General features: G+C 65.4%; 13 protein-coding genes. 4 read left to right on the forward strand and 9 right to left on the reverse strand.

All coding sequences use genetic code 11. From position 1 onward, the window contains the following. Positions 1 to 104: 104 nt before the first annotated feature. From H7688_RS03515 to H7688_RS03530, 4 genes are all read right to left on the reverse strand, one after another. Positions 105 to 1,109, reverse strand: a complete 1,005-nt coding sequence (locus H7688_RS03515; RefSeq protein WP_183359640.1) for a diguanylate cyclase — start codon at positions 1,107 to 1,109, stop codon at positions 105 to 107. Continuing rightward, positions 1,106 to 4,810 carry a PAS domain S-box protein gene (locus H7688_RS03520; protein ID WP_183359641.1) on the reverse strand — a complete coding sequence of 1,235 codons (3,705 nt, stop codon included), beginning with the start codon at positions 4,808 to 4,810 and terminating at the stop codon, positions 1,106 to 1,108. The genes H7688_RS03515 and H7688_RS03520 overlap by 4 nt, the downstream gene beginning before the upstream one ends. A 173-nt stretch (positions 4,811 to 4,983) precedes the next feature. After that, positions 4,984 to 8,430 carry a PAS domain S-box protein gene (locus H7688_RS03525; protein WP_183359642.1) on the reverse strand — a complete coding sequence of 1,149 codons (3,447 nt, stop codon included), beginning with the start codon at positions 8,428 to 8,430 and terminating at the stop codon, positions 4,984 to 4,986. A gap of 163 nt (positions 8,431 to 8,593) precedes the next feature. After that, positions 8,594 to 8,845: a hypothetical protein gene (locus H7688_RS03530; protein ID WP_183359643.1), complete on the reverse strand. Its 252-nt coding sequence runs from the start codon at positions 8,843 to 8,845 to the stop codon at positions 8,594 to 8,596. A gap of 312 nt (positions 8,846 to 9,157) precedes the next feature. On the opposite strand from H7688_RS03530, the gene H7688_RS03535 reads away from it, so the two are divergent. Next, positions 9,158 to 10,456: a 4Fe-4S dicluster domain-containing protein gene (locus H7688_RS03535; RefSeq protein WP_183359644.1), complete on the forward strand. Its 1,299-nt coding sequence runs from the start codon at positions 9,158 to 9,160 to the stop codon at positions 10,454 to 10,456. A gap of 17 nt (positions 10,457 to 10,473) precedes the next feature. Here H7688_RS03535 and topA read toward each other — a convergent pair whose 3' ends face one another. Further along, positions 10,474 to 12,357 (reverse strand): type I DNA topoisomerase, encoded by a 1,884-nt coding sequence (gene topA, locus H7688_RS03540; protein ID WP_183359645.1) that lies wholly within the window; start codon positions 12,355 to 12,357, stop codon positions 10,474 to 10,476. A 95-nt stretch (positions 12,358 to 12,452) separates the two neighbouring features. Here topA and H7688_RS03545 point away from each other — a divergent pair, with 95 nt between their 5' ends. Both H7688_RS03545 and H7688_RS03550 read left to right on the forward strand, forming a co-directional pair. Next, positions 12,453 to 12,704 carry a type II toxin-antitoxin system Phd/YefM family antitoxin gene (locus H7688_RS03545; RefSeq protein WP_183359646.1) on the forward strand — a complete coding sequence of 84 codons (252 nt, stop codon included), beginning with the start codon at positions 12,453 to 12,455 and terminating at the stop codon, positions 12,702 to 12,704. Continuing rightward, positions 12,701 to 12,955 (forward strand): Txe/YoeB family addiction module toxin, encoded by a 255-nt coding sequence (locus tag H7688_RS03550; RefSeq protein ID WP_183359647.1) that lies wholly within the window; start codon positions 12,701 to 12,703, stop codon positions 12,953 to 12,955. Before H7688_RS03545 ends, H7688_RS03550 begins: the two co-directional genes overlap by 4 nt. 55 nt (positions 12,956 to 13,010) lie before the next feature. On the opposite strand, the gene recD2 is transcribed toward H7688_RS03550, so the two are convergent. Next, on the reverse strand, positions 13,011 to 15,191 hold the full coding sequence (gene recD2 / locus H7688_RS03555; protein WP_183359648.1) for an SF1B family DNA helicase RecD2: 2,181 nt from the start codon (positions 15,189 to 15,191) through the stop codon (positions 13,011 to 13,013). Between the two features lie 313 nt (positions 15,192 to 15,504). Here recD2 and H7688_RS03560 point away from each other — a divergent pair, with 313 nt between their 5' ends. Continuing rightward, the gene (locus H7688_RS03560; protein ID WP_183359649.1) at positions 15,505 to 17,088 is read left to right on the forward strand and encodes an aldehyde dehydrogenase (NADP(+)); all 1,584 of its coding nucleotides are present in this window, start codon (positions 15,505 to 15,507) and stop codon (positions 17,086 to 17,088) included. A 177-nt stretch (positions 17,089 to 17,265) separates the two neighbouring features. On the opposite strand, the gene H7688_RS03565 is transcribed toward H7688_RS03560, so the two are convergent. From H7688_RS03565 to H7688_RS03575, 3 genes are read right to left on the reverse strand one after another with little or no spacing between them, the layout of a single operon-like run. Then, the gene (locus H7688_RS03565) at positions 17,266 to 18,213 is read right to left on the reverse strand and encodes a D-2-hydroxyacid dehydrogenase (protein ID WP_183359650.1); all 948 of its coding nucleotides are present in this window, start codon (positions 18,211 to 18,213) and stop codon (positions 17,266 to 17,268) included. A gap of 16 nt (positions 18,214 to 18,229) precedes the next feature. Then, positions 18,230 to 19,054, reverse strand: a complete 825-nt coding sequence (locus H7688_RS03570) for a universal stress protein (RefSeq protein ID WP_183359651.1) — start codon at positions 19,052 to 19,054, stop codon at positions 18,230 to 18,232. Positions 19,055 to 19,107: 53 nt separating this feature from the next. Next, on the reverse strand, positions 19,108 to 22,095 hold the full coding sequence (locus tag H7688_RS03575; RefSeq protein ID WP_183359652.1) for an NAD-glutamate dehydrogenase domain-containing protein: 2,988 nt from the start codon (positions 22,093 to 22,095) through the stop codon (positions 19,108 to 19,110). Positions 22,096 to 22,182: the final 87 nt, after the last annotated feature.

The following is a 22,182-nucleotide window of genomic DNA, read 5'->3' on the forward strand; positions in this document are numbered from 1 at the left end:
CTCCCCACAAGCAAAAGGGGAGCGGCACTCGTTCCCGATACCGTCCCCCCTCCCGTCGCCGTCACTCGTCAATCTATCATCTGCAAATCTTCAATCTTCAATCGTCAATTGTCGTTAGTTTCGTCAATTGTTATCTCCGCCAGCGTCACCCGGTTTCTCCCCTGTTCCTTGGCGAGGTAGAGCGCCCGGTCCGCCTGGGCCAGGAACCACTGCGGGGTGCGCTCCCCCTCGACCTGGGCACCGACCACACCGATACTCACCGACACAAGGGGCACCACCTCGGAGGCGGCGTGCGACATCCCCTGGTCCAGCACCTTCTGGCGCAGCTTCTCGGCGAGGAAGTGCGCCCGGTCCGGCGGGGTCTCCGGCAGGATCACGGCGAACTCCTCGCCGCCGTAACGCGCCGCAACGTCGCCGGCCCTCATGAAGGTGGAGCGCAGGGTTGCCCCGATGCGCCTCAGGCAGCCGTCGCCCGCTACGTGGCCGTAGTGGTCGTTGTAGCGCTTGAAGAAGTCGACGTCCAGGAGCAGCAGGGAGAACGGCTGTCTGCTGCGGAAGGCGCGCTTGAGTTCCAGCTCCAGCATCTCGTCGAAGTGACGCCGGTTGGCAAGCCCGGTGAGCCCGTCCTCGCGCGCCAGTCTTTTGAGCGCCTCGTTCTTCTCGGTGAGTTCCTTCCCCAGCGCTTCCAGCAGGTCCCGGCTCCTCTTCAGCTCGAGGTGGTTGCGCACCCGGGCCTTCACGATGGGGGGTGAGATCGGCTTGGTGAGGTAGTCGATGGCGCCGCACTCGAGCCCGCGGGCCTCGTCCTCCTCCCCCCCCATGGCGGTTATGAAGATGACCGGAATCGCCGCCGTGGCAGGGTCCGCCTTCAGGGCCTGGCAGACCTGGTAGCCGTCCATCTCGGGCATCATGATGTCCAGGAGAACCAGGTCCGGCAGCTCGCGCTGCACCACCTTCAGTCCGTCCCGGCCGTTCTTGGCGAAGAAGACGTCGTAGTCTGACTGCAGGATCTTGTACAGGATCTCGATGTTGGCAAGGGTGTCGTCCACGATGAGCACCCGCTGTCGCTGCCGCGACCCGTCCTGGAGTTCCCGGTTCTGCTGGTTCATAGCTCGATCTCCAGGTAGGCGGCGAGTTCGCCCAGTGCCCGGCTGGCCAGCCGGAAATCGAGCCCCTCGAGAGGACCCTCGAGCCGGGCCGCCTGTTCCACCGGCACGAGCGGTTTGAGCTCCTCCCAGACCCCCAGCGCGTTCAGGTTGTCCGCCTTGAGCAGGGCCGCGAGCTTGCCGCACAAAAGGGCCACCTTTTCCAGGTCCACTGCCACCTGGTCTGCCGGAGCGCCCGGCTGGGGTTCCTCCCCCACCTCGAGCAGCAGTGCCGAGGTGAAAAGCTCCTCAAGCCGCCCCTTAAGCGTGTCCAGGGCAGAGCGGAGCGCGGGGTCGTCCTGCACCAGCAGAGGCTCCAGCTCGCGGGCCGCCCGGGACACCTCCAGTGCCCCCAGGTTTCCGGCCACTCCCTTCACCGTATGCACCAGACGCCGGGCCCGTTCCAGGTCGCCGTTGCCAAGGGCCTGGCTGATATCGTCCATGAAGTGCAGGTTTTCCCGCCGGAAACTCTGCACCAGCTTACGCACCAGGGCCGGGCTCTCCAGGGTGGCGAGGGCCCGGCGCAGGTCGAGCCCGGGGAGCCGCTCCGGCAGTCCCCCGGCGCTCTCCTCCTGCCTCGTTCCGGGCAGTAGCGGCTCGGCGGGGAACAGGACGGCCGGGACCCAGCGCAAGAGGGTCGTTACCAGTTCGTTGATGACGATCGGCTTGGTAACCTGGTCGTTCATCCCCGCTTCGCGGCAGCGCTCGCGTTCCCGGGACAGGGCACTCGCGGTCATGGCAATCACCGGCAGGTCCGCCCAGGCCGGGTTCTGCCGGATCCGGCGGGTTGCCTCCAGGCCATCCATCACCGGCATCTGCACGTCCATCAACACGGCATGGAACTGGCTCCCCGGCTCGTTCAGGCGCTCGAGCGCCTCGGCGCCGTTGCCGGCCAGTACCACCCGCGCCCCGTGGCGTTCCAACAGTTCGCGGCCGACCTCCTGGTTTATCGGGTTGTCCTCCACCAAGAGGATGCACATCCCGCGGCAGCCGTCCGTGGCTGCCGTCGCCGGCGCCAGTTTCCTCGTCTGTTCCGCCAGGGCCAGGCGCTCCTCGTCCGTGGGGTGCCTGAAGCTTGCCACGAAGCTGAAGGCGCTCCCCTGCCCCGCCTCGCTCCCGACCCGGATCACCCCGCCCATGAGTTCCACGAGCTGCGCACTGATGGTGAGCCCCAGGCCGGTACCGCCGTAGCGGCGCGTGGTGGAGGAATCGGCCTGGCTGAAGGCGCTGAAGAGCCGCTCCTGCTGCTCGGGGGTCATGCCGATCCCGGTATCGGTCACCGTGAACCGCAGGGTGCTGTGCCCCCCCCGGGTTGCCAAGAGGTCCACGGCAAGCTCGACGCTGCCGCTCTCGGTGAACTTGATGGCGTTGCTCAAAAGGTTCAAGAGCACCTGGCTGAGCCTCAGCGAGTCGCCGAGCAGGTACTCCGGCACCTGTGGCCCGCAGGTAAGACGCAGTTCGACCGGCTTCTCCTTGACCGTCGCGCTTGCCACCGCACAGAGTTCCTGCAGCACGGCGTTCAGGCAGAAGGGGGCACACTCGAGTTCCAGCTTCCCCGCCTCGATCTTCGAGAAGTCCAGGATGTCGTTGATCACCCGCAACAGGAGGTTCGAGGCGCTTTTGGCCTTCTCCAGGTACCCCTTCTGGGCCGGGCTGAGCTCGGTCTGCTGCAAAAGGTAGAGCATCCCGATGGCCGCATTGATCGGGGTGCGGATCTCGTGGCTCATGTTAGCCAGGAACTGGCTCTTGGCCCGGGTGGCCGCCTCGGCGACCGCGATGGCCTGGCGCAGCTGCTCTTCGGCGCGCCGGCGCTCGGTCACGTCCTCCTTCACCGCCACGAAGTGACGGATCTCGCCCCCCTCCCCCTTGAGCGGGGTAATCGAGGCCGCCTCCCAGTAGAGCTCGCCGTTTTTCCTCTTGTTGCGCAGCTCGCCGCGCCAGACCCGGCCGGCAAGTATGGTCTGCCAGAGCTCCTTGAAGAAATCGTTCTGGTGCCAACTGCTGCGCACCAGGCTCGCGTTGCGACCGACCACCTCGTCGAAGCGAAAGCCGGTGACCGTCGTGAAGTTCGGATTCACGTACTCGATCATCCCGCGCGGGTCGGTGATCATGACGGTGACCGGGATCTGCTCGACGGCCAGCGAAAGCTTTTGCAACGACTCCTCGGCCTGCTTTCTCTCGGTGATGTCGCGCAGCGTCTCGATCACGGCGATCACCTCGCCGCCCGCGTTGCGGATCGGCGCCGCGTCGAAGCACAGGAAGCGTTCCTGGCCGTTGAGTACCCTGAACCACCCCTCGCCGTAGAGCCCCTCCGCGTTCAGCTGTGATCTCCCATAGGCCCCGTACAGCTCGCGCAACGCGCCCCGGCTCTCGTCCAGGACCAGGTTGGCGAGTACCGGGCGCGCCGCCGGGTAGAAAGCCCGCCAGGGTTCACGGCTTCCGAGCATCTGCTCGGCGGCAACCCCGGTCAGCTCCTCGAGGGCCCGATTCCAGATGATCACCCGGTGCTCGCGGTCCAGGACGAAGGTGGCAACCGAGGAGTTCTGGATCAGGTTTTCCCGGAACGCCTCGTGCTCGCGGGCGGCTCGCTTCTGGCGGTGAACCTCGTGGACCATCCGGTTGAAGGCGGCAGAGAGGGTGCCGATCTCGTCGTGGCTGGTGATCAGGATCGGCTCGGGCTCCTGTTCCAGCCCGGTGATCGCCTCGACGTGCCGGATGAAGCGGACCAGGGGGGCGCTCAGCTGGCGCATGGCGACCCGGGTAGCCAGGGTCGTGCAACAGAGTGCGACGAGGAGCGCGGATACCAGGTACCACTTCGCCATGTTGAGCGGCGCGTAGGCCTCGGCCCGCGGGGAGTTTCCCACCAGGATCCAGCCATTGGTGTTGAGCCTTTTAGCGGAACTGACCAGGGGGGCCCCACGGGAGTTCACCGTCTCCATGGTCCCCTCGAATCCCGCCAAAGCGGCGTCGATGATCCGGTTACTTCCCGGAGGGATGTCGTGCTTCAGGATCCGGCTGCGGTCCGGGTGCACCAGGAGGTCACGGTTCTGGTTCACGAGGTACAGGTAGCCGCGCTCCCCGAAGCGGGCCTCGGCCAGTTTCCCCAGGTAGTTGGTCTTCAAAAGGTCCAGCGAACCGCAGAGCATCCCGGCCAAATGCCGGTCCCGGGTGTAGATGGGGGCGGTAACCATGATGATGGGAAGTTTGCGGCGCAGCGAGAGGAAGGGCTCGGAAATGACCGACTTGCCGGTGGCCACGGTCTTTTGGAAGTACTCGCGGTAGGCCATGTTGCTGCCGACCATGTCCCGACGGGGGGGATTGCAGGCGACCACCGTCCCCTGGGCGTCCAGGAGTAACAGACCGTTGTCGAAGGTCTCCAGCTCGTCGGGCTGCAGCCCCAGGTAGCGCTCGGCCTGCACCGGGTCATGGAAGAGCTCCGGGCGAACCGTGCCGGACAGGGCGACCAGCTGGCGCTGGGTCAGCAAAAGCTTGCCGTCGATCTCGTTGGCGACCAGGCTCACCAGGCTGTTCTGCTGGCGCGCCGTGGTGTTCATGAACTGCCGCTCCAGGTACAGGTAGGTGCAGAGCACCATGACCGAGAGCACCCCGGCTACCACGAGGCAGGTCATCACGCTTATCTTGGTGGCAAGGCTGAATTTGGGCATGACAAGGGACTCGCAGTGGACTCGCCCCCCCCGCCGGCGTGGAGGGGGGCGTTACTGCGTTCCTTATCGGAGTAAGCGGGAATGTCTTTAATGGGAGACGCGAAAAAACGGGTCAGGCAAAAACGGACAGGTTGTGGGGAGTACGGTACGGCCGCCGGGGGAGCCGCGAGCGGTCAGGCAGGCTCCACTCCGCGGATCGCCTCCTGCACCTTGGCACACAAGGCCTTGGCGTCAAAGGGCTTCTGCACGAAGATCACCCCCTGCGCGAGCACGCCGTGGTGGGCGATCATATCGGCGGTGTAGCCGGACATGTAGACCATGCCGACCGAAGGACGCAGCGCCCGGACCGCCTGGGTGAGTTCCACCCCGTTCATCCCCGGCATGATCACGTCGGTCAACAGGCAGTCGATGCGCTGCTCGGGTCGCTTGCAGAGTTCCAGGGCCTCGACGGGGGTACCGGCCACCAGGACCGAATAGCCGGCGCTTTCCAGCATGAGCCTCGCCATCTGCCGCACGCTCACCTCGTCCTCCACCAGGAGCACCACCCCTTCGCCGACCGCGAGCGCCTGGTCGGCCGGAACCTCACGGGACTCCTCGCGGTTCAGACGCGGGAAGCACAGGGCAAAGGCCGCTCCCCGTCCCGGTTCGCTGCACACCTCGATGAAACCGTCGTTTTGACGCACGATGCCGTACACGGTGGCAAGCCCCAGACCGGTCCCCTTCCCCACCCCCTTGGTGGTGTAGAAGGGCTCGAAGATGTGCCCCAGCATCTCCCGGTCCATCCCGATGCCGCTGTCGCTCACCGTGAGTTGCACCCAGTCGCCGGGGCGCGCCTCGGGGTTGTTCTGGCAGTACACGGCGTCCAGGTGCAGGTTGCGGGTTTCCAGGGAGAGGGTCCCCCCGGAGGGCATGGCGTCGCGGGCGTTCACCGCGAGGTTCATGACGATCTGGTTGATCTGGGCCGGGTCGATGAGTACCGGCCAGAGCCCCTCGGGGAGGGTGAGCTTCAACCGGACGTCCTCGCCGATCAGGCGCAACAGCGTCTTGTGGGTCTTGCGGATCAGGTCGTTCAGGTCGACCCGGCGCGGCGCGATGATCTCGTTGCGCGAGAAGGCGAGCAGCTGCTGGGTGATGTCGCGGGAGTGTTCGGCCGCCTTGATGATCTCTCCAAGGTAGTCGTGGAAGGTGTCGCTGCCGATGGCCACCAGCCGGGAGAGCTCGGCGTAGCCCAGGATGACGGTCAGGTTGTTGTTGAAGTCGTGGGCCACGCCGCCGGCCAGGCGCCCCACCGCCTCCATCTTCTGGGCCTGGATCAGCTGGGCCTCCAGCGAGCGCCGCTCGCTGATGTCGCGGTTCAGGCCGATCATGCGCAAAGGGTTCCCCTGGGGGTCCCGGACCACCACGGCAACCCCCTTGAGGCTCTTTACCTTGCCGTCGGGGTGCACCACCCGGAATTCGATATCGAACTCGGCGCTCCCTTCCAGCGCGGCATTCCCCGCCGCCAGGGCGCGCGGCAGGTCCTCGGGGTGCAGGCACTGCATCCAGAAGGCACGGGTGCCGTCGAACTCCTCCGAGTTCACCCCGTAGAGCTCGAACATCCGTGCGCTCCAGACCAGGGTGCCGCTTTGCACGTCCAGGTCCCAGATCCCGAAGCCGCCGGCGCTGATGGCAAGTTCCATGCGCCGGGAGGCCTCGCGCAACAACTCGTCGCTATGCTCACGATCGCTTATGTCGCGCACCAGCCCCAGAAGGATGGTCTGCTCGTTCTCCAGGTAACAGCCGAGGCGGATCTCCACCGGGAAGCTGGAGCCGTCCTTGCGCATCTGCCGCCCGCGCACGGTGCGGAACTCGCCCGGCTTGAGCTGCCGCCAGTGGCCCAGCACCGTTTCGCGATCCAGTTCCTGCTCTAAATCGAAGACGTTCAGCTGCAAAAGCTCCTCGCGGCTGTAGCCGAGCGACTCGCAGGCGCGCCGGTTCACGTCCAGGAACCTGCCGTCCAGGTCGTGCACGAAGAAGGCGTCGCCAGCCTGTTCCACCAGCGTCCTGAAACGTTCCTCGGAACTGCGCAGCTCCTCCTCGACCAGCTTGCGGTCCGTGACGTCCCGCACGATGCCGATGACGCCGACCGTGCGCCCCTGGGCGCCGCGCAAGGGGGAGAAGCTCTGCGAAACCCAGCAGGTCCTCCCCTGGAGCTCCGAGTAAAAGGCAGCCTCAAGTGCTGCCCCTCCCCCCCCTTCGAGTACCCGCTCCAGATGCTCAAGCACCTCGGCACAGCCGAGGAAAGGGCAGACCTCGCAGGGATGCCGCCCCAGCACCTCGGCGGCGCGGAGCCCGGTGAACCGCTCCAGGTAGGGGTTCCAGACCTGGTAGCGCAGGTCCGGGCCGAATACCACGATCCCCTCTTCGGCGCTGTCGATGATCTGCCGGTTGAACTGGCTCGAGGCGCGCAGCGCCTGCTCCGAGAGTTTGCCGTGGGTGACGTCGTGCAAAAAGCCGTGCCACAGGGTAGCGCCGTCCGGCTCACGCTGGGGTACCGAGTGCCCCTCGACCCAGATCACGCCGCGCCGGGGGTGGTTGATGCGGAACTGTTCCTGCCAGGGTTCCAGGGTACGCGCCGAGAGGGCGATGCTCCGCTTGAGCCTTTCGGCGTCCTCCGGGTGGATCAGGTCGAGTACCGGCTGGGCATCGCGGAGGAGCTCGGCGGGGGCGACACCGTAGAGCCTCTCGAGCGCGGGGCTTGCATAGGGAAAGCACGAGGAGCCATCCGGCCGCATCAGGTAGGAGTGGATCACCCCCGGCACGGTAGCCGCCACACTCGCCAACTGTTCGCGCAGTGCAAGCCGCTCCCCCAGGCTCTGAACCGCCTGTTTCTGCTCGGTGATGTCCTGGCAGTAGGCAATGCCGTGACCGTCGTCAAGGAACACCGCACGCAGCGAGACCCAGACCGGGACGCCGCTGGCCCGCACCAGCCGGGTCTCCAGGTCGATCCTCCCGGTGCCCAGGAGCGCGGCGAACTGCTCGAGTACCTGGGGCTGCTCCTCGACCGGGTGCAGTTGCGGGACCCGCATCCGCTTCAGCTCGTCAAGCGGGTATCCAAGCAACGCCACGGCGGCGGCGTTGCAGTCCACGTAGTTACCCTGGCTATCCACCACAAAGACGGCGGCAGGGGAGTTCTCGAAGTAGGAGCGGAACTTGAGTTCGCTCTGCTGCAGGGCCAGGCTCCCCTTCTCGCGCTCCTCGGCCAGCCTGATCTGCGCTTCGGCCTCGCCGGCACGGAGCTGGGCCCGGCGCGCCACCTCGGTGAGCGCGGAGATCATGAGGCAGGTGACCAGGAACAGGGCGAGCGCGATGAGGTCGGGGGTATCCCGTGCAGCGAAGCTTCCCAACGGTTCCATGCTGAAGTACAGGGAGTAGAGCGCGGAGAGCAGCGTAGTAAGTAAGCCGGCGGCGACGCCACCGTACAGGACGGCGACCATCACCGCGGGAAAGAAGGTGACGTAGGGAGCCCGGGTGCCGAGTCCCCCCAGAAGAGCGAAGCGCAGCAGTGCCGCTGCGGCGAAACAAGACAAGGCTACCAGGTAGGGAAACCAGGAACGGCGGGGGATGGTGGGAAAAATCATGAGCACCTGCAAGGGGTCGGCAAATTTCTCATTATAATACCAGCCCCCGCAAGAAAGGGAAAGTGAATTTATCCGATAACTACGCGGACCTGAACGATTGTCGGACAGCTCCCCGTGCTGGGATCCCGGAGCATTCCAAGTCCCAGCACCCAGGAGAGCGACGTTACCAGCCGGCGGGGCGCAGGGTGCCGCTGTGGGTGACGAGGTGGCCGCGCTGGGTCAGCTGGCGGCGCCGGTACAGGCTTTTCAGGCGCTTCCCCTGCTGCAGCAACCCTGCTGCCGCACCGGTCTCCGACGACCCCGCGCAGCATGAGGTGTGTGCTTCCGGGTGCGCGGCGGCGGGGTTTTCCTGGACCGGGAAAAGGTAGGGGTGCACGAACGGGAAGACCTTACTGAAGTGGAAAAGTGAGAACATGACGCAGCTCCTGGATAACCGTTCTTTGAACCTGTCATCCGGCTTTTCATGCTGCGTGCCAGCAGCCAGCTCAGGCTAGGTACCTGAACCTGCACGCAAATGGAGAGAGGCCGAGTCCTCTTCTTTGTAAAACCTGTGCAGCTCGCGAACATCCTCTCTTCAGGGTTTGCACAGCTCGGCATCGCGACGAGAGGTGTGCCCGGACCGTGATCGCGCTGTCCAAGGAGGGGCATTAAGAAACACTCAAGTTCTCCCCTGCAGCGACCGAGTCTTTAAAATTAACACTAGTTAATTTATTTCGACGAGGTTGTCATGGCCGATACGAAACGGGCGGAATCGCTCCCCTACCATCAACTCGTAGAGCGCATCAACCGCTTTCCCCAGGGAGCTCCCGCCTCGGAGCTTTTGGAGCGGATCCTGCGCATCCTGTTCACCGAACGCGAAGCGGCCTTGGTCGCCCAGCTCCCGCTGCGCCCTTTTTCGGCAGCCAAGGCCGCCAGGGTCTGGCGGGTGAGCGAGTCGGAGGCACGGCGCCAGCTCGAGGAACTGGCCGCGCGTGCCATCCTGGTCGACCTGGACCACGACGGCGACACCAGGTACTTCTTGCCGCCCCCCATGGCCGGCTTCTTCGAGTTCTCCCTGATGCGGGTGCGCACCGATCTGGACCAGGACGAGCTCTCCCGGCTCTTCTTCGAGTACCTCAACGTGCGCCAGGAGTTCATCGAGGAGCTCTTCGCCCGCGGAGAGACCAAGCTTGGTCGGGTCTTTGTGAACGAGACGGTACTGCCGCCGGAGCTCACCGCGCAGGTGCTCGATTACGAACGGGCCAGCGAGGTGATCCGCAGTGCGAGCCACATCGCCGTGGGGCTTTGCTACTGCCGCAACAAGATGGCACACCTGGAGCGGGCCTGTGAGGCGCCGCTGGACAACTGCATGACCTTCAACCAGGTGGCGCGCTCCCTCATCAAAAACGGCAGCGCCCGGCAGGTGGAGGCGGCCGAGGGGCTCGCCTTGTTGCAGCAGGCGCGGCAGCTTAACCTGGTGCAGTGCGGCGACAACGTGCAGCGCGAGGTGAACTTCATCTGCCACTGCTGCGGCTGCTGCTGCGAGGCGCTGCTTGCCCTGCGCCGGCTCGCCATCCCGCACCGGCAGTACAGCACCAACTACCAGGCCAAGATCGAGACGGCCCGCTGCAACGGCTGCGGCAACTGCCTCAGGTACTGTCCGGTCGAGGCGCTAACGCTCGAGAAGGGGGAAGTTCAGGCAGGGAAGAGGGGGAATGCGCGGCTTTTAGAGGAGCTTTGCCTGGGGTGCGGGGTCTGCGTGGGAAACTGTCCGAGCCGGGCGCTGGTGCTGGTGGCGCGGCCCGAGCGGATCGTGACGCCGGTAAACGCGGCGCACCGGGTGGTGTTGATGGCCATCGAGCGCGGTACCTTGCAGCACCTCATCTTCGACAACCAGGCTCACTTCAGCCACCGCGCCATGGCCACCATCTTCGGGGCGATCCTGAGGCTCGGCCCGGTGCAGCGGCTTTTGGCCAGCCAGCAGCTCAAGTCGCGCTTTCTCGAGCGGATCTTTAAGGACGTGGACATCACCGACTTTTCGGAATGAGGGCTGGCAACGGGGGGCTAACTCTTCTTGCCCCGCGTCGATTTACGCGCAGGCTTCGCCGCCGTCTTCCCGGCAGCGCTTTTCTGGGCCGGCTCCGCCTTTGCCGGGTTCTTCGCCGCGTCGATCCAGGCCGAAATCTCCCGGCCGCTTTTGAGGACGCTCTCCGGCAACTCCAGCTTGAGCTTGTCGGCGAGCGCCCGGGCGTAGCGCAGCTGCCCCTCGCTCGGACTGCTCCCCTCGCCCCGCTCCACCGGTTTCGCGTAGCCCATCTTGGCGTGCACCCCCTTGCAGAAGCGCTGCCAGGTCTCCTTGTTCTCCACCACCAGGTCGAGAAACCCCTCCATGCGGCGGGTGAGGTCGTAGTCGATCACCCAGGGGTGCTTCTCCCTTAAGTAGTCCACCAGCGTTTCACCCGGCGGCAGCGGCACCACCTTCCCCTTCTCCTCGCGCACGTAGCCGCGGTCGGTGATGTTCTTGGTGATCGAGGCGTAGGTCGAGGGCCGGCCGATCTCCAGCCGCTCCAGCTCTTTCACCAGTGAGCCGAAGGTGAAGCGCCCCGGCGGCTTGGTCTTCTTCTCGTCCAGGCTCTCCCCGAGCTTGGGGACCAACTCGCCGACCGCCACCTCGGGGAGCGCCTGCAGCGGATCCTCCTCCCCGCGCGGTTCCTTCTCCTCTTCCGAATCACTGTAGACCTTCAGGAACCCGTCGAACTTGAGGACCCGGCCGTTCGCCTTGAACTTCTCGCCGGCCACCTCGAAGAGGAGCGTCGTCGCGTCGTAGAGCGCCGGCGCCATCTGGCTCGCCACCGCACGGCGGAATATGAGGTCGTAGAGCCTCGCGTGCTCTGCAGTGAGCCCCTCGCGCGAAATCAGCGCCGCTATCTCGTTAAGGGAATGCATGTGGGTGGGCCGGATCCCCTCGTGGGCGTCGGCCTGGCTGTTCTTGGAGGCGAAGCGGTTCGGCTTGTCGGGGAGGTAGTGAGCTCCCAGCGTCCCGGTCAGAAAGGCGCGCAGCTCGGCGATGAACTCGTCGGCCATGCGCACCGAGTCGGTGCGGTGGTAGGTGATGAGCCCCTGCTCGAAGAGCGCCTGGGCGAGCCGCATGGTCTGCTCGGGAGCGAGCTTGAGGCGTGCCGCGGCGGCCGCCTGCAGGTCGACCGTGGTGAAGGGGGGCTTGGGCGATTGCCGGGTCTCCCGGCGCTGCACCTTCTCGGTCAGGGCAAAGCGCTCCCCCTGTATTGCCTCGACGATCGCCTGGGCCTCGGCCTGCACCTCGAACTTGCCGCGCAGGTGGCGCGCGCTGAACCGGGTCCCGTTTTTCTCCAGGAGGATCGAGAGTATCCAGTAAGGGGCCGGCACGAAGGCGCGGATCTCGCGTTCCCGGTCCACCACCAGGCGCACCGCGGGGGACTGCACCCGTCCGACGCTGAACTTGCCCCGCAGGTCCCGGCTTGCCTGCGGCGAGAGGAGGTAACCCACCAGCCGGTCCCCGACCCTGCGCCCGAGAAAGGCGTGGTAGAGCCCGGCGTTGGTCCTTTCGAAGGGGACCGCACGCGAGAGCGCCTCCTTGAGCCCCTTCTCGGTCACCTCGAAGATCTCCAGGCGCAGACAGGCCTTGGCGACCTGGTGCACCTCCTCGAAGACGTGGTTCGAGATCGCGTACCCTTCGCGGTCGGGGTCGCCCGCCAGCATCACGGTCTCCCCCTGGGCCGCCTTGCGCAGTTCGCGGGGGAGGTCCTTCTTTCGGTCGTGGTAGACGAAGTTCGGCTGGTAGCTTAAAAGGTCGACTCCCAGGCTCGACTCCGGGAGATCCTTGAAGTGGCCGACCGTGGACATGGTCTTTGACTTCAGGATCGACTGTATCTTGCGCGCCTTGGTGGGCGACTCGACGATGATGAGCATGAAAGGCTCCGCGGTGGACAGATCGGTTCGGGAATCTTGCCGGCTGAAACCTGCTGTGGTACAGTGAGCTGTACAACAGAGCAACGAGGTATTACATGAAATTGATAACCTACACATCGGTACGAAGTAATCTTGCCCAGACCATGGACAACGTCTGCGACGACCACTCCCCGGTCATTATAACCCGCAAGGCTGCTCAGTCCGTCGTGATGATGTCATTGGAGGACTACCACGCCCTCGAGGAAACAGCCTACCTGCTCCGCAGCCCGAAAAACGCCCGACGCTTGCTGGAGTCGATGGCTGAGCTGGAAGCCGGTAAGGGAACGGAGAGGGAACTTTCCGAGTGAAGCTTATCTTTTCGGAACACGCCTGGGAGGACTACCTCTACTGGCAGGCTAACGACAAGAAGATCCTCAAGCGTATCAACGCCCTGCTCCGTGAAATACAGAGGACACCGTTCGAAGGCATTGGCAAACCGGAACCACTACGCCACGCGCTCACCGGTTACTGGTCCCGCCGGATCAATGATGAACATCGAATCGTCTACCAGATCGATGACGATGCGCTCCTCATCGCCCAACTCCGCTACCACTACTAACGCCATCCCCTACCGCAACGAATCTGCCTGCACCCACGGATAACAGTTTCCCCCCTCAGGACGCCAGCCTCCCCGCCAATTTGGTGAGCCGGCGCTGGGACTTGTGGTTCTTGACCGCCATGGCGAGCGCCTTCGGCTCGGCGATCAGCACCACCAGCTTCTTGCCGCGGGTGACGGCGGTGTAGATCAGGTTGCGCTCCAGCATGGTGTAGTGCTGCAGGGCAAGCGGAATTACCACCGCGCCGTACTCCGAGCCCTGGCTCTTGTGGATGCTGGTGGCGTAGGCAAGCGAGAGTTCGTCCAGTTCGCCGAACTCGTAGGGGACCAGGCGCTCCTCGAACTCCACGGAAAGATTCCCCTCTTCCAGGTCCACCGAAACGATCCTGCCGATGTCACCGTTGAAGACTTCCTTGTCGTAGTTGTTCACGGTCTGCAGCACCTTGTCGCCGGGGGCGAAGCTGGTGCCGAAACGGGTCACCTTGGGTTCCGCGCCGCCGTTTAACGCCTGTTGCAGTTCGGCGTTCAGCGAACGCGCGCCCAGTCCCCCACGGTTCATGGGGGTGAGCACCTGGATGTCCCGCACCGGGTCGAGGCCGAAGCGCTTCGGGATCCGCTCGGTCACCACCTGCATGAGTTTCGCGTAGAGGTCCTCTGGTCCGGTTGCCGGTATCAGGTAAAAGTCCGAGAGCTCCTTGGTCTCGTCCTTCATCGGCAGCTCGCCCGAGTTGATGCGGTGCGCGTTAACGATGATCTTCGAGGTGGCGGCCTGCCTGAAGATCTCGGTGAGCCGCACCGTGGGGATCGCACCCGAGGCGATGACGTCGGACAGCACGCACCCCGGACCTACCGAGGGGAGCTGGTCCACGTCCCCCACCAACAGGAGCGCGGCCCGGTCCGGGATGGCCGGCAGCAGCTTGTTCATCAGCACCACGTCGACCATCGAGGATTCGTCCAGGACCACCAGGTCGGTCTCCAGCTGCAGCTCACGGCCCCGCTTGAAGTCGAAGCGCTGGGGATCGAACTCCAACAGGCGGTGGATGGTCTTCGCCTCGATGCCCGTCGATTCGCTGAGCCGCTTGGCGGCACGTCCGGTCGGCGCGCAGAGCGCGATGCGCAGGTGGCGCGCGGCGAGGATACTCAGGATGCTGTTCACCAGGGTGGTCTTCCCAACCCCCGGGCCGCCGGTGATCACCAGGACCTTGCTGGTAAGGGCCAGCCGCACCGCCTCGCGCTGCGATTCCGAAAGGGTCAGTCCCGTCTCCTTTTCAACCCAGGGGAGCGCCCGTTCCGCCACGATCTCGCCCCAGGGGGGCGCACCCGGAGTAAGGCGGGCAAATCCGGCGGCGACGCCGATCTCCGCGCGGTAGAGCGGCATCAGGAAAAGGCACTGTCGGCCGGAGATCTCCTCCTCGACCAGGTTTTCCTCGGCGACCTCCGCATCGATGGCGGCATCGATCACAGCTCGTGGTATCTCCAGAAGCTCTGCCGCCTGCCCGGCCAAATCGTCGCGGGGTGCCGCGCAGTGGCCGCTCCCCGACAGCTCCTGCAGGACGTGGCGCACGCCGGCCCGGGCCCTGAGCGGCGAGTCGGAGGCGATCCCCAGGGTGCGCGCCAGGGTGTCGGCGGTCTTGAAGCCGACCCCGTGGATGTCGAGAGCCAGCCGGTAGGGGTTCTCGGTCACCCGTACGATCGCCTCGTTGCCGTAGGTCTTGTAGATGCGCACGGCGCGGGAGGTCCCCAGGCCATGCGACTGCAAAAAGACCATGATCTCGCGTACCGCCTTCTGCTCGACCCAGGCCACCGCCACCTTTTCGGTCCGTTTGGGCCCGATCCCCGGCAGCTCCAGGAGCCGTTCCGGGCTCGCCTCGATCACCTCGAAGACCTGTGCCCCGAAGGCCTGCACCAGCTTTTTCGCAAAGTGGGGCCCGATCCCCTTTACCATCCCCGAGCCCAGGTACTTCTCGATCCCCTCCAGGGTGGTGGGCTGCACCACCTGCAGATGGGTCGCCTTGAACTGCAGCCCGTGCGTCTTGTCGTTGTACCAGCTGCCGGTGCACTCCAGGTACTCCCCCGGCGTCACCGAGGCGGCCGACCCGGTCACCGTCACCAGTTCCCGGCGTCCGGTAACCTTCACCCGCAAGACGCAAAAGCCGGTCTCCTCGCTGTGAAAGGTGACCCTTTCCAGGGTCCCGGCCAGGCGTTCCGCGGGGGTGTCTGCAAAACTGGTCTGCTTCATCGAGCCTCTTGCTAAGTAGTCTGTGTCAGCTGGTAGCGGATTATAGGCGAAAAGAGCCGTTGCGTCCGCAATTATTGTCAAAAGGATCGCACCACGGCAACCGGGGATTAAACTTGCCCAGCTTCACTCCCTATAGTACAGTAACCCGCATTAGTATACAGACAGGAACACAATGAAATCAATCAGCTACCCTTCCGCCCGGTACTCTTAGCAGCAACCACGGACAGGGTCTGCGACGACCACGCCTCGACACTAAACACCCGCGCTGCGCCGGGCTTACGAATCACTCGTGCAGATAACGGGAGGGACACTCATGGAAATAGTCGGCAAGCAGTTCATCGACGGCAAACGGGTGGCGGAATCAGGGATAACGTTCTCCTCGTACGATGCCGCTACGGGCGAAGCGCTCCCCTATACCTTTTTCCAGGCGAGCGAGTCGGAAGTGCGGGCCGCAACGTCTGCCGCCTTCCGGGCCTTTGGCCGGTACCGGAATATCCCCTTGGAAGAGCGGGCGCTCTTTCTGGAAACCATTGCCGCCGAAATCGATGCCCTGGACGACGAATTCGTGCGGTTGGTGATGCGGGAAACGGGCCTGCCGGAGGCGCGGATTCGCGGGGAGCGCCTGCGCACGACCAACCAGTTGCGCCTCTTCGCCACCGTGGTCCGACGGGGCGACTTCCTGGGCGCGCGCATCGACACGGCGCTCCCCAAACGCGAGCCGCTGCCCCGACCGGACATCCGGCAGTACCAGGTCGGGGTGGGGCCGGTGGCGGTCTTTGGCGCCAGCAACTTCCCGCTGGCGTTCTCGGTAGCGGGGGGCGATACCGCCTCCGCGCTCGCGGCGGGTTGTCCCGTGGTGGTCAAGGCGCACTCCGGGCATTCGGCCACCGCCGAAATGGTCGGGCAGGCAATTACCCGGGCGGTCGAGCGTAGCACCCTGCCGGCGGGGGTCTTCGGCATGGTATTCGGCGCGGGGGTCGGCAGGGCCCTGGTGCTGGCCCCGGAAATAAAGGCGGTTGGCTTCACCGGGTCGCTGCCGGGGGGCCGTGCCCTGTGCGACCTGGCCGCGAGCCGTCCCGACCCCATTCCGGTCTTCGCTGAGATGTCCAGCATCAATCCGGTGATCCTGATGCCGCAGGCGCTCAAAGCGCGTGGCGCGGCGATCGCCGCCGGCCTGGCCGGTTCGGTCACCCTGGGCGCCGGCCAGTTCTGTACCAACCCGGGGCTGGTTATCGGGTTCCAGGGGGAGGCTTTCGAAGAATTCGCACGGGAGTTCGCCCGGGCCATGGAGAGCAAGCCCCCGGCCGTGATGCTCAACAGCGGAACGTTACAGAGCTATCTCGAAGGGCTGGCCCGGATGGAAAGCACCCCTGGGGTCGAACGCTGCGCCGCCGGCCCGGGTGAAACGAAGCGGGCCCACACCTGCGCCTTCCGGGCCGATGCCCGCCTTTTGAGCGCAACCGGGCATCCCCTGGAAGAGGAGGTCTTCGGGCCGTCCACGGTACTAGTCGCCCTGGAAAACCTCCACGAGCTGGTGCAGATCGTCCCGACGCTCAACGGCCAGCTTACCGCGAGCCTCTTCGCGGAGGAGCAGGAACTGGCGGGGTGTGGGGAGTTGCTCGCCGCCCTGGAGCACCGTGTGGGACGGCTGATACTGAACGATTATCCGACCGGCGTCGAGGTCTGCGACGCCATGGTCCACGGTGGGCCCTATCCCGCCACCTCCGACAGCCGCGGGACCTCGGTGGGAACCTTGGCGATCGACCGTTACCTGCGCCCGGTCTGCTACCAGGGGTATCCGGACCAGCTGCTCCCCCTCCCCCTGCAAGACGCCAATCCCTTGGGGTTGCGCAGGCTGGTGAACGGCCAGTGGTCGGAGGGCCCGGTCCCGGCCTAGCTCCTGCTTCACGCCCCCGGTCAGGCGCCGCCTCGCCAGGTTTCGTAAGGGGGGCGCCTCCCTAATGTGCTGCCGATAAGTCTTGCGGGCTTCTGGAAGAGGTCCCCTTCCCATGACGGGGAGGGGATTTTTTCGTGGTGCGGTCCCACGGTCGCGGCCGGTGGGCCAGGGGAACCGTCAGGTAACCAGGTTACGGGGTATTCCGGCGTGGAAGGCTTCCAGGTTGTCGATCAACCGATCGGCCAAGGCGCGCAGCGACTGCTCGCTCACCCAGGCGACGTGGGGGGTGATGATCAGGTTGGGGAGTTTCAGCTCCAGGAGCGGGCTGCCGTCGCGGGGCGGTTCCTGGGACAGGACGTCCAGGCCGGCGCCGGCAATGTCGCCGCGGCTTAGGGCGCGGGCCAGCGCAGCCTCGTCGACGATGCCGCCCCGGGCGCAGTTGATAAGCAGCGCGTTGCGGGGCATCCGGCCAAGGTCCTGCGCCCCGATCATGCCGCGGGTGGCGGGGGTGAGCGGACAGAGAACGACCAGGACGTCGCAATTGGCCAGCACCTCGTCAAAGGGAGACCGTCCCGGGCGCAGCTGTGCCGCGCCCTTTTGCTCGGCGACCAGCACGTTCATGCCAAAGGCGCTGGCGAGTCCGGCTACCGCACGGCCCAGGGCACCGTAGCCGATGAGCCCCAGCGTCGCGCCGGCAAGCGATTGCGGCAGGGGCTCAAGCTGCACCAGGTAGCCCGGCGCATGTTGCCAGCCGCCCCCCTGGACTGCCTCGTGGTAGGCGATCAGGTTGCGCCTGAGGGCCAGGATCAGGGCGAAGACGTGCTCCGGGACGCTGAGGGCCCAGTCGCGCACGTTACTGACCGCGATGCCGCGCTCCCGGCAGGTATCGAGGTCGATGCCGTCGACGCCGGTCGCGGCCACGGCGATCAATTTTAGTTCGGGGAGTTGCTCGAGTGCCTCGCGGGGGAAGAATACCCGGTCGGTGATGGCGATGGAGGCCCCCCGGAGCCGCTCCACCAGCTGTTCCGGTGCGGTATCGGGGTAGTCCAGCCACTGGTGCGGAAAGCAGGGGGGGCGCAGCGCCACCGGGATGGCGCTGCGGTCCAGGAACACGATCCTTTCCATCGAGGGCCTCTGGGGATCAGTGGGACATCAATACCGGCACGGTCATGTGGCGCAGGACGTGTCGCGCCACCTCCCCCAGGGCGGAGGTCCCAAAGTGCAGTTCGGCGTAGGCACCCATCACCAAAAGATCGCTCCCCTCGTCGGCCACCCGGTTCAGGAGCACGTCACCCACCTTGAGAGCCGTGATGGCGCTCGTCTCGACCTCGGCGCTGATCTGGTGGCTCGCCAGGTAGCCGCGCAACCGCTCCATGTCGACTACGTCTTTTTCGTTCGGGTTTACCTCGAAGACCCGTACCGTTTCCGACTTCTTCAGGACCGGCAGTACGTCGGCCAGGGTGCGTGCCGACTCGCGGCCGGTCTTCCAGGCCACCAGGGCGCGCTTGCCGATACTGGAGAACTGCCCGGCGTAGGGGACGATGAGCACCGGTTTCCCCGAGCCGAGCACCACGCGCTCCGGGAGGTGGTCGTCGACGCGGCGCTCCTTCGAGCCGTACTCGGTCTGCCCCACGACCACCAGGTCGGCGAAGGTCGCGTAGTAGTTGATCGTCTCGACCATACCGCCGTGGGTCTTGGCCTCCACGTTCACCCAGTTGCCGGCAACGCCCAGCTCCCGGGTCCTGCTCAGGAAGAGCTGTTTCAGTTCGTCGCTCACCTCGCGGTCCTGGCTCCGCTTGGCCGGCAGCAGGTGGGGGGCAGCCGCGAAGAGCCCCGTTACGCTCGCACCGTGTTCGATGGCCAGTTCGAGAGCCAGGGCGAGCCGGTCGGCTGCCTGGGGCAAGGTATCCATCAGCACCAGCATGTTTTTCAGCACCATCGTGTACGCCTCCTTGTCAACGTTCATCCCGTGGTTCGGGAAACCTGTCGCTTCTCAACAACTGCAGGTACAAATCTGAATTATTCTGGAAGATTGCGCACCAGGTGGCCGGTTATCATCTCCTGGTAGTCCCCCTCGCCGTCGCCGCGGTACACCAGGGACGAGGCGATCTGCGCCGCCAGTATGGCGTACAGGCACTTGGCAGGGAGCCGTCCGATCCTGCCGCTGTAGGGTTCCTCGCGCAGCATGCGCGGCAGGTGCGCCAGTATCGCCCGCCGGAACAGCTGTTCGCCGACCAGCTCGGGGTGGCGCTGGAAGAACCCGAAGAGCCGCGCGTAATGGGCGTTGATGTCCCGGCTGATGGCGTCGGAGACCTCGGTATAGGTGAGGCTCCCGCCGGCTTCGCGGTGCCTGCGGAAGATGAGCCGCGCCTCGTCCCGGGCCCGCAGCTCCAAAATCTCGAGGACGTCCCCCACGTAGCGCTCCTTGTGGGCCAGGAACTCCTCCTCGGACAACAGCAGGTTGGCGATGATCTCGTAGGAGGACGATATCACGCCGCACTTGTTGGCCGAGAGGTCGCGGATGATCACCACGCCGCGGCGCTGCAACTGGCTGCGTGCCTCGGGGCTGATGAAGCCGTTGGCCCCCTCGACGATGGCCCGGGTGGTGGGGGTACCGTCCTCGCGGAAGAAGCGCTGCCAGTTGTGATCGTCGATGCTTTCGGGCTCGCCACCGGCCGGGATGAACAGGTCGGTGGGGACCGAGCAGAGCAGGTTGCCGAACTCGCGGTGGAACTGGTCCGCGGTCACCCACTGTTCCTCTACCCCGAGCCCCGTGCTCACCACCCGTTTGAAGAGCTCGCGCAAGCCGTCGCTGCGCTTCACGCCGCGGTAGAGGATGAACCCTCCCGGGTGCAGCGCCGCAGGGTCGAAGCCATCAAGACTCTGACTCAGCAAAAGCTGGCGCAGCTCGAGGTGGCGCATCCCCTCCGGATCGAAGATCGCCCCGCTGCCGTCCAGGATGAGCTTCAGCCGCGCCTTCGGGCAGCGCTCCAGGATGAGTCTCAGGGCGTTGCCCGCCAGTTCCCCGTTGGGCCCCCCGGTGAGCTTCACCGAGAAGGGGTCGCAGCGCATGTCGATGCCGAGCTGGGCCAGGGTCACCTCGGCGAACTGCAGGATCCCGGTCGCGGTCACCCCGTACTCCCGGTGGCTGATCCCTACCCGCTTGCTCGAGATGAGCCCGATCCCCAGGAGGTAGCCGCGCTTCAAGCTTTGGCGCGCGATCATCTCGATCATCACGTCGTGCAGGTTCTCCTCGGGCCCCAGCTCGATCGGTTCATCCTCGCCGTAGTAGTCCACCACGCGCGGATCGCGCGCCTTGCCGTTCTGGGTCACGAAGATGTCCAGGAAGGCGTTCACGAACCCGAACTGGAGCTTGTAGAGCCTCTGGTTGATAAGGTCCTGGGTCTCCATCCCCACCGCGTCCAGGACCACCACCAGCTTGGAGCCCCCTTGGTAGACGTCCTTGTTTTTCAGGTGCTGGCTGTGGGCCAAAAGGTAGGTGTCGCGAAACAGCGAGCCGGCGGCGCGCAGGTACTCTTCGGGGGTGTGCGCGATCATGGTGCGCCAGCCACCTCGAGCGATGTCCGAGAAGCCTACGTGGTAGCCGGTCCCGTAGCGCCCGAAGAAAAAGGTGATCCTGAAAGGGGTTTGGGGAAGCCCCGCGAGCGCCTCGGGAACCAGTTCCGAGAGGTAGGCCGGGTCCAGCCGGAAGGCCAGCGCGTGCTTCTCCGGCACGTAGAAGTTGGTCTTCAAGGTGTTGCGGATCAGGGTGAGCACCAGGCGGAAGACGCTGCGGCGCACCTCGTCGGTGGCGCGGTGCCCGGTGTTGTAGTCGTCCACGAACCGGCCGGCCGTATCGAGGGTGCGCCGGTAGCGCTGTTCGCGCCCGGGCAGATCCGGCTCGAAGCGGATACGGAACAGCCCGATGAGCCTCAGCGCGATGTCCGGGTGGGCATGGAAGGTCTTGAGCACCTCGTCGTAGGAAAAGCGCACCGGGTCCTGCAGGGCGAGCGTGGTATGGCAAAAGGCGGCGAAGGCATTCACCAGCGAAGCCTCCTCGCCGGTGAAGACCTGGTTCACCACGAACTCCCGGTAGGTAGGCGAGGCGGTGGAGAGGATCTGGGTGTTGTAGAGCTCCTGTTTCAGTCGCTCGAAGAGTTCGCCCCCCCTGGCCAGCGAACCGCTATCGCGGTGCCGCACGTAGAAGGTGCCGAGGAAATAGGGGTGCACCCCGTTGGAGATGGTGAGGCAGTAGGCGCGCTGCACCCCGAACGCCAGCCGGTTGAACACCTCCATGGTCTGCAGCAGGAAGTCCCGCTGCGGCGGATTGCCTACCGCGAACATGACCCGTGTCTCGGGCGCCTCGCTGAGTCGCTCGTTCTCCTCGACGTCCAGGAAGATGCCACCCAGCCGGTTCCCCTGCTGCAGGACCCAGAGGATCTGGGCCACCCGGTTGGCGGGCGAGATGCGCACGTACTCCTCGTTGTTGAGCCACAGAAGGCGCAGGAGAGGGTCGAACTCGCTGTGGTCGAAGTCGGGGTAGCGGCCGGCGAGTGCCTGGGCGATCCCCTCCCTGATCGTGGGGGGGATCTCGGGTTCCGATGCTTCCAGGATTTCCCGGTGCTCCTTGCGGTCGAAGTCGAAACGCTGCACCTCCAGCCCGTGCTCGAGACCGGGGATGGTCGAGCGCGAGTGGGTGAACTCGGCATAGGAGATATCGCGCTCCTTGAGGGTGCTGAGCGTATCGTAGAGAGAGCCGGGCTGGTTCTGACGGGCGAGGATCAGTGTCTTTGCGCGATCGGCCAAGGTGAGGCGCTGGTTGCGGGCGAGGCTTCCCAGCCCCTGGGCCAGGTTGCAGACCGCACCGACCTCCTGCTGCATGGTGATGAAGAAATAGGAGTCCATCTGGGCCTGGAGCCAGGCCAGGTTTTCCATGGTCTGGGCACCGCTCGCGGTCACCATCTCGTGGACCTGTTGAAACATCTCGCTGCTCGTCACCAGCGTCATGGTGAAGCCCCTTGAGAAAAGGAAATCCAGGTGCCGTTACAAAAACGGGCCGGGGACGTGGTCCCGGGCCCGGGTGCTGCCGTCCTT

The sequence above is a fragment of the Geomonas limicola genome (assembly GCF_014193675.1).
In the GTDB taxonomy this organism is placed as follows: Bacteria; Desulfobacterota; Desulfuromonadia; order Geobacterales; family Geobacteraceae; genus Geomonas; species Geomonas limicola.

Coding starts and splice junctions, on each gene's coding strand:
- H7688_RS03515 (WP_183359640.1), bottom strand. CDS start 1,109: ATGAACCAGCAGAACCGGGAACTCCAGGACGGGTCGCGGCAGCGACAG.
- H7688_RS03520 (WP_183359641.1), bottom strand. CDS start 4,810: ATGCCCAAATTCAGCCTTGCCACCAAGATAAGCGTGATGACCTGCCTC.
- H7688_RS03525 (WP_183359642.1), bottom strand. CDS start 8,430: ATGATTTTTCCCACCATCCCCCGCCGTTCCTGGTTTCCCTACCTGGTA.
- H7688_RS03530 (WP_183359643.1), bottom strand. CDS start 8,845: ATGTTCTCACTTTTCCACTTCAGTAAGGTCTTCCCGTTCGTGCACCCC.
- H7688_RS03535 (WP_183359644.1), top strand. CDS start 9,158: ATGGCCGATACGAAACGGGCGGAATCGCTCCCCTACCATCAACTCGTA.
- topA (WP_183359645.1), bottom strand. CDS start 12,357: ATGCTCATCATCGTCGAGTCGCCCACCAAGGCGCGCAAGATACAGTCG.
- H7688_RS03545 (WP_183359646.1), top strand. CDS start 12,453: ATGAAATTGATAACCTACACATCGGTACGAAGTAATCTTGCCCAGACC.
- recD2 (WP_183359648.1), bottom strand. CDS start 15,191: ATGAAGCAGACCAGTTTTGCAGACACCCCCGCGGAACGCCTGGCCGGG.
- H7688_RS03560 (WP_183359649.1), top strand. CDS start 15,505: ATGGAAATAGTCGGCAAGCAGTTCATCGACGGCAAACGGGTGGCGGAA.
- H7688_RS03565 (WP_183359650.1), bottom strand. CDS start 18,213: ATGGAAAGGATCGTGTTCCTGGACCGCAGCGCCATCCCGGTGGCGCTG.
- H7688_RS03570 (WP_183359651.1), bottom strand. CDS start 19,054: ATGAACGTTGACAAGGAGGCGTACACGATGGTGCTGAAAAACATGCTG.
- H7688_RS03575 (WP_183359652.1), bottom strand. CDS start 22,095: ATGACGCTGGTGACGAGCAGCGAGATGTTTCAACAGGTCCACGAGATG.